Below are 11,559 nucleotides of genomic sequence, written 5' to 3'. Positions count from 1 at the left end.
CCTCATAAGCCGCAGACTCACTCGCGAATCCACCCTGAACTGGCGCGACACCTGAACCTCGAACCAAACAACCTCTGCGGGACAAAACACTCTTTTAAGCCTCGGCCGCAGCCTCTGCATCGCCCGCTGCGGGCCTCGACGGGACTGCCCTGCCACCGTTTCCGCACCGCAGACGCCTTGTCCGGCCGGCGACTCAGCGACGCCGTTCCTCGGGCCACGGCCGGAACTTCCGACGCCCCCAGTCCTGCGCCTGCTCCGTCATACGGCGGCGCAACCACACCATCCACAACCCCAGCGGCGTAGCCACAAGGGCAGCCAGCAGGGCGGGGCCCCAGCCAATTCCACCGTTCGCGAATCGGATCAGGACCGCCAGCAGTCCGTAGAGCGCCAACGCAAGGCCCGCATTCTTCATCCACTTCGGCATACCGCCCAGGTACCCCCGATTTCGTCGAACACCTTCGCATGTGGTGACCCGCCTGGCCTATCCCGTAGATCCGAACAACGCTGGCCAGAGCGGTAGTTCACCCACGAGCCGGTCACCCGCGTTTTATCAGGGCGCGGCAGCCGCAAGACTTCGCCCGGTGCTGAACCGCTTGCCGGTCAAGGCGCCCGGCTGGAGGACATCCGGACCGCAGGGCGGTTCTGAGCGTCGACACCGCCGCTGGGTCCGCCACACGCGCTACTCGCGCCAGGACCCGGCTGGCCCGGTCACCGGGCGGGTGAGGACGCTCGTAGAGGCGTCGTGCTGCCTGGGACGGAGGGGCGTGGAGAGCCGGTACGTGCTGTTGCCGCCCGGCATCGGCTGGTAGCCGTCATAATTGGGAGCATGCCCGTGCCACCGCAGTACCCAGTGCCCGCGCCGTTCCATGCCGGTGCTGGTGCCGTTGCGAGTGCAGGCTCCGGCGGCACCGATCTGGAGTTGTACCGGGAGAAGTTCCGGCGAAGGCTGCCGGATTCGCTGGATGAGCTGCATGGGCCGACAGCAGGCGTCGTGGAACCGCCTGGCACCGTGGTCTGGTCGGGGCTGCGTGCCTTTGACCTCGCCAATGAACGTCCGCGGATGAGCCTGTGGCGCACTGTCCTGGCCGAGGGTATGCGCAAGGACCTATGTGATCTCCTGAGCCGTGACATTCTCCTGCGGTCGTGGCCCACCTTTCGGATCCTGGTGTCGACCACGGTCCGCGGTGTGTGGGAGGAACGGTTTTCGGAGCTACGGGCGATGGCCGACGTACCTCCCGCTCAGCCCCCGGCCCGGCAAAGGCGCACCAACGAGGGTCCGGCGGCCGCGTGAGGCTTCCCGATCTGCACGCCCGCCTTCTGGCGGACGTCCTGGCCATCGGCTCCCCGTACCCCCTGGTGATCACCGGCGGCTACGCCGTCCAGGCGCACGAACTCCTCGCCCGCCCGAGCCAGGATCTCGACGTCGCCACCGAGAACCCCGCACCGATGGACGAGATCGTCCACACCCTCACGGATGGGCTCACCGAACGTGGCTGGCACCTCGAGGTGATCGAAGTCGCCCCGCTCTCTGCGCGCCTCAACGTCATCGATCCCCGCTCGCAAACCCTGGAGACTCAGGACAGCGACAGCGGAACGCGGATCGCCGGGAGGAATTCGTCCTTGCCATGCTTGATGCGGACTTGCCCCAGATGGTCAAGGTCCTCTTGTACGAGCTGGCCTCGCGGATCGATCTGAGCCTTTCAGACTGGCACCTCCACAACCACCGAGTCCGGTTCGAGGAGGATGAGCTGGCTCGATGCATTGGCCTGGATGAAGAGGCAGCCGATCTTTGCCGGTACCTGGCCATCGAAGCGAACTGGTTGGTCGAAGTCGAGGAAGGCGTGGTTGATCTGCGCACACCTCACGAGGACTGGGATCTCTACCTCGGGGCGCTCAGCGACCTGAAAGAACCGATCGAGGACGAGCGCACGTATCGCAGCAAGCTGGAAGCGTTCATCGCGGACATCGACCAGATTGCCCGTACACCGATGATCTCTGGGCATGCCCTCAAGGAGGCCATGGTCAAGGTGATCGGGCACACCTATGGCCCCTGTGCATCGGCGGCGAGTTCTCGCAGAACAGCCATGGACTCGGCTCGGGAGAGGTGAGGACGAAGCTGCGGGCGCTCCGCCCATCGGCGACGTAGCCGGAGTTCAAGAGGCATCCTTCCCTGGTGCGTTGGCTGGAGCGACGTGACACGGAGCCCCGGCCAACGGCTCCGCTCCAAGGCGTTCACGGGTGCCATGGACAGCTTCGCAGTTGCCTCCGGCTTCGAGGCCAGTGGTCGAACCCGCTCAGCATCGGCGTCAGCTCCTGACCGCACCCGCACAGCGGGCAAAGCCGCGTCCCCGGTCCTCCGCGACGTTCGACGCGTGCTCCCCATCGAGCAGCAGCGCGACCACGTCATGCGTCATGCCTTCCCCACAGGCCACAGGCCACGGGCTACCAGGCGAGCAACGCCTCGCTCACCCGGCAGCCGGGCTATACCGCTTCCCGTCAGCCGATCACTGCTAGCACCTCCAACTCGCACCGATACCGTCGCTCGGGGCGGAGGGCGCCTGTGCCGTGGGCGTGGATCAGGGCTCGCCGGGGTAGACGGCACCGACGACGCCGCGTCAGTATCCGCTCGGGGAGTCACCATCGCCAGCCGACTTGCTCCGTCCGGGTGAATCGTGGGGTATGCCGGTTATCGGTGTGGCTCGCGGGAATGATGGGTCCCGTGATTCCTGGGCGGCCCAGATGCTGCCCGGTTCGAGATATGCGTTCGCTCATCGGCGGCGCCGGGAGTCGGGCAGATAGGCAGTCCGACCTCTCGCGACGGGCTTTGGATGTGTCTCTGCCTGCCCGCATAACAGGCCTCGCGATCAACGCATTCGGACGACAGCGACCCGACGGAGGCATTCCATGTCCCTGGACCAGCGGGAAGAAGAGACAACGACGACGGTGCCGGCGCCGCCGTGTGGCGACCCGAACGACGGCGACGAGTACTTCCTCTGGACGGAGGTGAAGAAGTTCGTTCCGTGCGACGGCCACCGGTCGGTTGTGGCGCATGGCAGTGCTGGGAGCAGCAAGCACTATCTGCTGGTACCCACCGCCCGCGTGAGGGGCATCGAGTGTGAGTGCATACAGGGTGGCTGGGACTACTGGCAGGACGCAATAGGCGTGATCCCCGAAGCTTTCAAGGATTCGCCGGTGTCGCCGATCCAAGTCGGTCTGGGCATCAACTCGGCGTACGCCCGCAAGCAAGAACAACTGCACATCCACATAGCACCGTTCTGGCAAGGCGCCCAGGACAAGCTGGAAATGGAAAAGAGCAAGGGCATCATTACTGACGTGTGGGCTAAATGGCCGGTCTCCATAGTCCAGATCGGTACCAAGGAAAATCCTAATGACCTGCGCCAGTACCGAGTGATCCGGACTGGTCAGATCACGAGCAATCTCTTCGCCGCCCTGAAGTCCTATGTGCAGCCGACCAGCATGGCTGACGAGACAATGATCCTGATCCCGCAGAAGAGCGGCGGATGGTACGTGCTGAACAGCGACGAGCGGTTGAAATCCCCTGCGGGCTCCAGTACCTGCGACCATCTCCTCGTCTACAGCTGACGCGATCGAGGCAGCAATGGGCGGGGGTGTGAGCGGCCTGTGGGCTGCGGCGAGTACCTGCACAGCGCCTCTGCGCGACCTCTTCGACCTTGCTGCTGGCTGCGTCAGGGCCTGTCGCAGAGCGTAGCCGCAGCTGCTGCGGAAGCGTCGGAAGCCAGGGCCTGGAGACCGGTGTCGGGAACGGCTCGGCTGCACCGCACACGCGGCCTCCCACGCTGGCACAGCGTGGCGCCGGCGGCCGGGGGGCCCGGGCCCGGGGCCGAATGAGCAGTCGGCGGAGGTGGCGGGAGCGCTCATGCGGCGGGAGTGGTCACCGGAGGACGTGGTGGCGTCCTGGCCACCCGTGGGTGGTGACTGGGGCCTGGTGGCGAACAAGTCCGGCCCGACCTGCCTCGGTTCCGCACCGGCCTTGAGTTTTTGGTGATCTCCGAAACCCTCTACGACGACCGTGGCCTGGCGTACATATCAAACAGTCAGGTCCACGACAACAACGCACCCTCGGGCACCCTCGCCAACACCTACCCCGGCTCCGTCCCCGCCTCCACCGAGACGGTCTTCGACGCCGCCGGCCGCGCCACTGAATCCATTTTCCGGGTCTACGACCAGGAAAAGTGGCGCACCAAGACCGACGCGCAGGGAGACCGCACCGCCGTCACCGCCGCCGCAGGCGGCATCGGCACGCTGACGCTCGTCGACGCCCGCGGCCGGGTCACCGAGCGCCGTGAGTACGGCGGTCCGGTCCCGGCCGGCAGCGACTACACCCGCACTTTGTACGAGTACACCGCCGGCGGGCAGATCAAGAAGATGACCGGCCCCGACGGGGCAGTGTTCGCGCGGCTGCTGCCTTGGCCTGTTTGGAGTCGCGACCGTGGATACGCCAGCCGCCTTCTTCCCCGTCCAGGTGCACCATGTGGCCCGGCCAGCGGGCGGTGATCTTGACCGGCGTCCGGTTGCTGGCTCCGCACGGACCGAGGAACCGGCGGCGTCCGAGTCCCAGCCGGGTCAGATGCCGTGTGACGGTGCGGCGGTTACCGGGTAGCCAAGCTCGGCCAGCTCGTGGGTGATCCGCTGCGCGGACCGCTTCTTCTGGCGTCGCCAGGATTCGATCTTCTCGATGACCCATGCCGGGGTCGCATGCGGGATGTGGCGTGGGGTCGACGGACGGTCGAGCAGACCGAGGTCACCATGACGGCGCCACCGGTTGACCCACTTCGAGGCGCACGCCCGAGAGATGCCCATCTCGGCGGCGACGTGCGCGACCGGGCGGGCGCGGCAGCGTTCGACGAGGCGACGTCGGCCTTCGATGGTCAGTGGTGCGTTGCGGTGCGGTGACGTCATCGGGCGATCGGGGCGGTGCCGGTCGCGGCGATGGACAGGTCCCACAGCCGTGCGGCTGCATCGGGGTCGATGGCGTAGGCGCGGACGCCGCCGTCGGCCATGGACGCATCGGGGGCGGAGATGCCGGCGATGTCGCAGTCCTCCAGGTAGAGGCCGCCGCAGTCGGCGAGGAGAGGGGAGGTGGCGGCCCACAGGCCGGTGGCGGCGCCCTGGGAGGGGGTCTTGAAGTCGGTGGCGATCACGTTGCCGTGCTCGTCCACCCACCCGCGGTCGATCTGTTCTTGGAGTGCCATTTCCCGCTGCAGCCCGGTGATGATCTTGCCTGGATGAAGTGAGAAGGCCCGAACGCCGTCACCGCACCCGAGCGTGTCGAGGTGTACGGCGAAGAGGGCGTTGGCGGTCTTGGCCTGGCCGTAGGCCAGCCACTTGTCGTAGCCGGTGCGGAAGTGCGGGTCGTGCCAGCGGATGTCGGTCAGGGTGTGGCCGGCGGAGCTGTTGACCACGACGCGTGCACCGTCGGCGGCGGCCAGGAGCGGGTAGAGCTCGCAGGCGAGGGCGAAGTGCCCGAAGTGGTTGGCGGTGAGCTGGCCCTCCCAGCCGGGTCCCACGCGCCGTTCGGGAGTGGCCATGACTCCGGCGACGGCCATGAGCAGGTCGAGCCTGGCCAGGGAGTCGCGGATGTGTGCGGCGGCGGCCCGCACGCTGGCGAGGTCGGTCAGGTCCATGGGGATGACCTCGCAGCCCTTCACATTCGCGAGTGCGGCCCGCGCGATGTCAGGCCGGCGCGCCGGAATGATGACGCGGGCTCCGGCGGCCGCGAGGGTACGAGTGGTTTCCAGGCCGAGCCCGGAGTAGCCCCCGGTCACCACGGCGTTCGTGCCGGACAGATGGAGGCCCGCGGTGACGTCCTGGGCAGTGCTGGTGGGGGAGAAGGGCGAGCCGAGCGGCTGCTGCTCAATGCTGGTCATGCCGTCGAAGCTACAATCTAGAGCGAGGTCTAGATCAAGTCCTAGACTGCGACGCATGGCTAGCACCGAGACTCCTGCAACACCACTGAGCATCGGCGACGTGGCCGAGCAGACCGGATTCAGCGTCCACGCGCTGCGCTTCTACGAGCGCGAGGGACTGCTCGTCGGACCGGTCCAGCGAACCTCCGGAGGCCGACGACGGTACAGCGCGCTCGACGTCGACTGGCTGCTGATCTGCGTCAAGCTACGGGAATCCGGGATGCCGCTGGCCGACCTTAAGCAGTTCGCCGAGCTGGTGCGGCACGGTCCGGGAAACGAGGCGGAACGCCTGCAGCTTCTCGAAGCCCACCGGCGGCGCGTCGACGCACAGATCCAGGCACTGGAGGAGTGCCGGTCCGTCATCACCTGGAAGGTCGGCGTCTACGCCGACCACCTCGCCCTCGGCAAGGCCGAAGGACTCTGGGACCCCACGACCTGAAACCTCACGGCAGCGTCAGCAACCTTCTGCCCCGCAACACCTAGGCGCTTCTTTTGGATCTTCCCCCGGAGGGTTCCCGGCGGCCGATAGAGTGCGCGCCGTGGGCATACCCGGCTGGTTCGTCTGGATTTTTCTCGTTCTGTTCTTATGGCAGGTCCTCGGTCTCTTCCCCGTCATCCATCGACTGCGGGAAGCCAACTCCGCGCTGCGTTTCAAGGCACGCCTTGACCTGCTGGAGGTCGTCGGCTCCCTGCTGCTCTTCGGCGGCAGCCTGCTGAGTTTCATGGTGGGGGAACCCTGGTTCTGGCTCGGCCTCGCAGGCTTCCCGCTCCTGACCGCTGTCTACGCCGTGAAGGGTGTCCACTGGCTCCGCGCCCGCCGCCACCCCACGGCCTGATCCAAACGACGGGGCCTAACCCTGGGGCCTGGAATCGGCTCAGCACCTCACCTCACGCCGCCTGAGGACGCCGCACCGCGGGGCGCACAACGGGCCGCTCGCCGCCCGGACCACTCGCGCCCGCCGCCCCCGTCAGGCGTGGGGGTCGCCAGGTACGGCCGATGGCGGGCGGTGCAGGAGCGGTGTGCGCTCGGGAATCGCCGTGCGCTGCGCGGGGGCGGGCCGGTGGGTGACGCCGGTGTCGCGTGCAGCCAGAGCACGTACGCCACGGAGGCGATCTGGGCGTCGGTCAGGTGCAGGACCCACCGCTTCACACGGTGGTCGCAGCACGCGGTGCGGACCTCGTCGGGGAGAGGCCGTCGGCGAGCGGCCGCCGCAGGCGCGCGCCGAGGCTGACGGCCTGCCACAGAGCGGCCATCTGGGACAGGCACAGCTCGACCCGCTGGCGTCCCGGTCCGGGACCGCCGGTGGGTGCGGTGTGCCGGGGGCGGGAGGCGGCGTCGAGGAGGAGGTCGTGACCGTCGGGTGCCAGGCGGGCCGCCCACCTCACGGGGCGGCCTTCCCATGCGCAGAGCGCTGCGCGTTCCTCCCGGTCGGCGAGTTCGATGAGGCCGCGGTCGGCGAGGTTGAGCACCCGCTGTGTCACGGGTGCCAGCACCGCATCCACCACCCAGCCGTGCTCCGCCCCACGGCGGCGCGCCTCCACGGTCCTCAGCAGGTCGAGGGTCTTGTCGTCGGCGGCCATCGTTTCCCTCCCAGCATGCCCGTCCTGGTACGGCTCAACCGGCGCCGGAGCGCCGGCGTGACGGCCGGCCAGCGGCTGGGGTGTTACTCACTTTCGGGTGACGCCCGGCGCGGGGCGGGGCGGCGCACCCGGGTGAGCGGTCAACTCCCGCAAGGGCCCGCAACCTGCCGGGGCGTCAACATTGCGAATGCGCGGCATAAATGGACGATGCATGTAAGAGTCACAGAAACATAGGCCGTGATTCCTCCCCAACTGCCGTACGGGTTGGACAGAGTGTGAGTGCGCGGCCGGGCCGGCCGCCACCCGCACACCGCACCTACTTTCCGCAGCGGCCGAGACGGCCGCTTCTGGGAAGGTGCCCGCACCATCAGGGGGACTCCTCGACCGCTTCTGTCGCTGCCCGCCGTCTGGCCGCCGCCGCACTCGCCGCCGGAGCCCTCGTCTCCGTGGCGGCGCTGCCCGCGACCGCAGCCGACCACGCCCGCCCGCACCACCCGCAGGTGGAGATCTCGGACGTGCAGTACGACTCCCGCGACGCGACGACCGCTCCAACCGCTCGCTGAACAAGGAGTGGGTGGAACTGACGAACACCACCCGCAACGCGGTCAACCTGGACGGCTGGACCCTGAGGGACGAGTCCGGCCACACGTACACCTTCGACCACTACCGCCTGGCCGGCCGCGCCACGGTTCGGATCCACACCGGTGAGGGCCGCGACACCCGCACCGACCTCTACCAGGACCGCCGCGCCTACGTGTGGAACAGCGACCACGACATCGCGACCCTGCGCAACGACCACGGCTGCTTCGTCGACGACGAGTCCTGGGGCCACCGCCGCGGCGGCCGCCACTGACCCGCACACCGGCCCGCAGGAGCCGCGCGGCGGCTCGGCAGACCTGACACACCCCGGGCGGCGTGCCCACCCTCTCCAAGGGCGGGCACGCCGCCCGGCGTCATGCGCCGGCCACGGTCACTGCGGCACCTGCTTGTAGCTGACCGTGGTGTCAGGGCAGGCCTCCGCCAGGCGGGTCAGTGCGTCGCGCTCGGCAGGGTCGGCGGGCAGCTGCCAGCGCAGCTTGGTCGCCACCCACGCCCCGCCGTACTCACACCGGTAGCCCTCGACGGGCAGCCAGTCCGCGGGGTCCTTGTCGCTCTTGAAGCGGTTGGAGCTGCCCGAGACCGCGAAGTCCCACCTCGGTATCCGTTGCGTCCCGCAGCTCCAGGTCCGCGATGTCTGCAGAAGAATTTCCGGCGGCGTGTAAAGAATCGGCTGCCCGTGGGTCGCTCAGAGTGCGTACGGCCGCTGCTTCACCGCGAGGCGCTGGGCCGCAGACTGCGTAAGGGAGTCGGTGACCTGCCTGGAGGCCAGCACAGGCAGACGCGCTGCCGTCGATGGCTCCGAACCCGACGTCGAAGCGCGGCATCAGCTAGTGTCCCGGCCTGAGAGCGCAGTGAATCTTCTCCGGACGCACGGAAAATTTCGGTGCGTAGGGCTGTGACCTGGGCACTGCAATCCTTCTTGCGCTGGCTCATGCCGGTTCGGGTGTGCCGGGTCTTCAGTGTCGGGTGGTGGGGGGTCAGCGTTTGACGCGGTTCCGGACGGCCAGGACCGCCAGGCCCAGAAGGACGGGCTCGGTGACGCGGGACGCCATCTCGATGTAGGTGCCGGCGGTGGTCAGGTCCTGGCCGGAGGAGCGGAACACCACCGAGTTGAGGGTGACGTTCAGGGCCTTCTCGAAGTGCTCGCCGCTGAAGCTGTCCCCTGTGGGGTTTTGCGGGTCAGCCTTGTCGATCTCGAAGGTGACCTTGCCTCCGCCAGGCGGCACGGTGCCGGTCGCTTCCTGCTTCGGGGAGTCCTTTGGGAGCCCGAAGCCCATCAGCAGCATGATGGTGACGAGCATGGCGGCAGCGAGCCAGCCCAGGGCTCGTGAGGCGCGCAGTCCGTAGCCGGAGAGCAGCCAGTAGCCGTGCAGCAGTCCGCGTTCGGCCCGGGTGGTGCCGAAATGGTCGTGGCGGCGCATCTCCATCTCGCCGTAGTAGAAGTCTGCTGCTCCCGGCTCGTTCTTGCTGTCCTCGAACGCCTTGCGCAGCGCCCGGTACACCGGCGCCAGCTGCGCCGGCCCGACGTGCCCGGTGCCGGAAGCCGGCGCGCTCCAGCCCGGGACTGATGTCGGCTGGCTCGCGCGCCAGTGGTGCTCTTCGGCGAGCGTGCGGCGCTGGGTGAACTGCACGGGGCGCCCGTGCCACCAGCGCGTACCGGGTGGAACCGTGCCGAAGGAGCAGGTGCCCTCCAGGCGCAGCTGGTCCAGGTGCATGGTCCCGGTGAACAGGCATCCTGCGAGGACCAAGTGCGCCGCATCCACTCCGCGCAGCGAGACTATCCGCACCGCGGCGTCGGACGCGGCGGCAAAAAGCTCTTCTGCCACCTGTCGGCCGTCGTGGAGCACGAATGGATCGGGCTCTGCCGCGATGGAGAGGGGTACTCGAAGACTGCATGGGCGAAGTCCACCGTGGCGAACCGCAGGCGCATCTCAGCCGTTGAGGACCAGCGGGCCCGCCGGCACTCCAGGCGGCGCGCGGCAAACGAGAGGATCACCGGGCCGCCGAACAGTGCCCCGGATAATGTGACCTGCCCGGCGCACACCAACGGCCCGAGGCTTGACGCTGTCTCGAAGGCTGTTGACTCGAACCGGGCGTCGCGCTTGAAGGTCGCCGACTCGAACGCGACGCCGCCCTTGAAGGTCGCCGACCCGAACCCGACGTTGCCCTCGAAGGTCACCGACCTGAAGCCGGCGTAGCCCTCGAAGGCCGCTGCTCCAAACCCGGCATAACCCTCGAAGGATGCTGACCCAAACCCGGCGTAACCCTGAAATGCCGTCGAATCGAACCCGGCGCCACTCTCGAAGGTCACCGAATCGAACCCGGCGTCACCCTTGAAGGTCGCCGACATAAACCCGGCGTAGCCCTTGAAGGTTGCCGACCTGAACCTGGCTTCGCCTTGGAAGGTCGCCGACTCGAACCGGGCGTCGCCCTCGAAGGTCGCCGACTCGAACCGGGCGTCGCTCTCAAAGGTCGCCGACTCGAACCGGGCGTCGCTCTCGAAGGTCGCCGACCCGAACCAGACACCGCCCTCGAAGGTCGCCGAATCGAACCCGGCGCAGCCCTGGAAGGTCGCCGACATAAACCCGACGTTTCTCTCGCAGGTCGCCGAATCGAACCAAGCGTCGCCTTGGAAGGTCGCCGACCCGAAGTCGGCGTCGCCCTTGAAGACCGCCGCCCCGAACCAGGCGTCGCCCTCAAAGGCCGCCGCCCCAACCCGGCGTTGCCCTCAAAGATCACCGAACCGAGCCCAGCGTTGCCCTCGAAGGTCACCGAATCGAACCGGGCGGTACCAAGACGGTGGTGCCCGGTGGCTGGGTCGTGGAGGACGGCGAGGAGGGCATCGAGAAGGGGTTCGGTGAAGGTGGTGCCGCGGTGGTCGATGTCGGTGCCTGGGGTCAGGCTGGCCAGGTAGGTGTCGCGGTTGGCGGCGTCCAGGTGAGCGAGGCACGCGGTGTGGCCGGCAACGTGGATGCCGCGGCAGCCGACGGGGTCAACCGGGCTGGTGCTGCGGCCACAGTGTGACCACTCAGGCGGAGTTGAGGACGGTGCAGGGCTCGGATGCGGCATACCCGAAGGACGATGGAACACGGCCAGCGGTTGCCGACACCGGTGGAACCGCCGATCGATCTGGCTTCCCGCCGGAAGCCCTGATCTTTCCTGCCTGCCCTCACGGCGTCGCACCCCAACCGGTGCGGTGCCACTTCTGTGTCGCCGACGGACCGTTTGTCCAAGCAGAGTGGGCCAAATCGTCCAAGCTGCCTTGAACAACCTGGTGCAGCGCTCTCGGGAGAGGTGCCAGCTTGGGTAGCTCACGGCGCAGACAGGCGGTAGCACTAGGCGCTGTTTCTCGGATCTCCTGACGCGGGTGGGGTGTTGGGGTCAGGCTGACTGTATGGGTCGCGGGGATCTGACGAACGCGGAGTGGGAT

General features: G+C 68.0%; 10 protein-coding genes and 4 pseudogenes. 9 read left to right on the top strand and 5 right to left on the bottom strand.

From position 1 onward, the window contains the following. Positions 1 to 826: 826 nt before the first annotated feature. From ACFVYS_RS43415 to ACFVYS_RS43395, 5 genes and pseudogenes are all read left to right on the top strand, one after another. Positions 827 to 1,291 (top strand): hypothetical protein, encoded by a 465-nt coding sequence (locus ACFVYS_RS43415; RefSeq protein ID WP_389511365.1) that lies wholly within the window; start codon positions 827 to 829, stop codon positions 1,289 to 1,291. Further along, positions 1,288 to 1,554, top strand: a pseudogene (locus tag ACFVYS_RS43410) (hypothetical protein); the annotation flags it as partial. The gene ACFVYS_RS43415 and the pseudogene ACFVYS_RS43410, both read left to right, overlap by 4 nt. A 71-nt stretch (positions 1,555 to 1,625) precedes the next feature. Next, on the top strand, positions 1,626 to 2,108 hold the full coding sequence (locus ACFVYS_RS43405) for a hypothetical protein (protein WP_389511367.1): 483 nt from the start codon (positions 1,626 to 1,628) through the stop codon (positions 2,106 to 2,108). A 796-nt stretch (positions 2,109 to 2,904) separates the two neighbouring features. Next, positions 2,905 to 3,603 carry a CDP-diacylglycerol diphosphatase gene (locus ACFVYS_RS43400; RefSeq protein ID WP_359067469.1) on the top strand — a complete coding sequence of 233 codons (699 nt, stop codon included), beginning with the start codon at positions 2,905 to 2,907 and terminating at the stop codon, positions 3,601 to 3,603. A gap of 420 nt (positions 3,604 to 4,023) precedes the next feature. Further along, positions 4,024 to 4,434: pseudogene (locus ACFVYS_RS43395) on the top strand (hypothetical protein); the annotation flags it as partial. Positions 4,435 to 4,447: 13 nt separating this feature from the next. On the opposite strand, the pseudogene ACFVYS_RS43390 reads toward ACFVYS_RS43395, so the two are convergent. Beyond that, positions 4,448 to 4,941 (bottom strand): annotated as a pseudogene (locus ACFVYS_RS43390) (helix-turn-helix domain-containing protein); the annotation flags it as partial. Then, complete coding sequence (locus tag ACFVYS_RS43385) at positions 4,938 to 5,909, bottom strand: SDR family NAD(P)-dependent oxidoreductase (protein WP_389511363.1); 972 nt, start codon at positions 5,907 to 5,909, stop codon at positions 4,938 to 4,940. The pseudogene ACFVYS_RS43390 and the gene ACFVYS_RS43385, both read right to left, overlap by 4 nt. Positions 5,910 to 5,964: 55 nt before the next feature. Here ACFVYS_RS43385 and ACFVYS_RS43380 point away from each other — a divergent pair, with 55 nt between their 5' ends. Together ACFVYS_RS43380 and ACFVYS_RS43375 are read left to right on the top strand one after the other, a co-directional pair. Then, a complete protein-coding gene (locus tag ACFVYS_RS43380; RefSeq protein ID WP_389511361.1) occupies positions 5,965 to 6,387 on the top strand; it encodes a MerR family transcriptional regulator in 423 nt (140 codons plus the stop codon). A 100-nt stretch (positions 6,388 to 6,487) separates the two neighbouring features. Continuing rightward, positions 6,488 to 6,784, top strand: coding sequence for a hypothetical protein (locus ACFVYS_RS43375; RefSeq protein ID WP_389511359.1), 297 nt, complete (start codon positions 6,488 to 6,490; stop codon positions 6,782 to 6,784). A gap of 310 nt (positions 6,785 to 7,094) precedes the next feature. Here ACFVYS_RS43375 and ACFVYS_RS43370 read toward each other — a convergent pair whose 3' ends face one another. Continuing rightward, positions 7,095 to 7,529 (bottom strand): hypothetical protein, encoded by a 435-nt coding sequence (locus ACFVYS_RS43370; protein ID WP_389511357.1) that lies wholly within the window; start codon positions 7,527 to 7,529, stop codon positions 7,095 to 7,097. 407 nt (positions 7,530 to 7,936) lie between these two features. Between ACFVYS_RS43370 and ACFVYS_RS43365 the strand changes: the two are divergent. Continuing rightward, positions 7,937 to 8,382, top strand: a pseudogene (locus ACFVYS_RS43365) (lamin tail domain-containing protein). Positions 8,383 to 9,106: 724 nt separating this feature from the next. On the opposite strand, the gene ACFVYS_RS43360 reads toward ACFVYS_RS43365, so the two are convergent. Continuing rightward, positions 9,107 to 9,844, bottom strand: coding sequence for a hypothetical protein (locus ACFVYS_RS43360; protein ID WP_389511355.1), 738 nt, complete (start codon positions 9,842 to 9,844; stop codon positions 9,107 to 9,109). Between the two features lie 62 nt (positions 9,845 to 9,906). Then, on the bottom strand, positions 9,907 to 10,710 hold the full coding sequence (locus ACFVYS_RS43355) for a pentapeptide repeat-containing protein (RefSeq protein ID WP_389511354.1): 804 nt from the start codon (positions 10,708 to 10,710) through the stop codon (positions 9,907 to 9,909). 239 nt (positions 10,711 to 10,949) lie between these two features. On the opposite strand from ACFVYS_RS43355, the gene ACFVYS_RS43350 reads away from it, so the two are divergent. Next, positions 10,950 to 11,153 carry a hypothetical protein gene (locus ACFVYS_RS43350; RefSeq protein ID WP_389511352.1) on the top strand — a complete coding sequence of 68 codons (204 nt, stop codon included), beginning with the start codon at positions 10,950 to 10,952 and terminating at the stop codon, positions 11,151 to 11,153. Positions 11,154 to 11,559: the final 406 nt, after the last annotated feature.

The sequence above is a fragment of the Streptomyces sp. NPDC058295 genome (assembly GCF_042880655.1).
Taxonomy (GTDB): domain Bacteria; phylum Actinomycetota; class Actinomycetes; order Streptomycetales; family Streptomycetaceae; genus Streptomyces; species Streptomyces coriariae.
Note: the sequence above shows the minus strand (reverse complement) of the source record. Positions and strands in the feature narration are given on the sequence as shown.

What these genes read in the sequence shown, in the direction of transcription:
- ACFVYS_RS43415 (WP_389511365.1), top strand. Translation starts at nt 827, where the DNA reads ATGCCCGTGCCACCGCAGTACCCAGTGCCCGCGCCGTTCCATGCCGGT.
- ACFVYS_RS43405 (WP_389511367.1), top strand. Translation starts at nt 1,626, where the DNA reads ATGCTTGATGCGGACTTGCCCCAGATGGTCAAGGTCCTCTTGTACGAG.
- ACFVYS_RS43400 (WP_359067469.1), top strand. Translation starts at nt 2,905, where the DNA reads ATGTCCCTGGACCAGCGGGAAGAAGAGACAACGACGACGGTGCCGGCG.
- ACFVYS_RS43385 (WP_389511363.1), bottom strand. Translation starts at nt 5,909, where the DNA reads ATGACCAGCATTGAGCAGCAGCCGCTCGGCTCGCCCTTCTCCCCCACC.
- ACFVYS_RS43380 (WP_389511361.1), top strand. Translation starts at nt 5,965, where the DNA reads ATGGCTAGCACCGAGACTCCTGCAACACCACTGAGCATCGGCGACGTG.
- ACFVYS_RS43370 (WP_389511357.1), bottom strand. Translation starts at nt 7,529, where the DNA reads ATGGCCGCCGACGACAAGACCCTCGACCTGCTGAGGACCGTGGAGGCG.
- ACFVYS_RS43360 (WP_389511355.1), bottom strand. Translation starts at nt 9,844, where the DNA reads ATGCACCTGGACCAGCTGCGCCTGGAGGGCACCTGCTCCTTCGGCACG.
- ACFVYS_RS43355 (WP_389511354.1), bottom strand. Translation starts at nt 10,710, where the DNA reads ATGTCGGCGACCTTCCAGGGCTGCGCCGGGTTCGATTCGGCGACCTTC.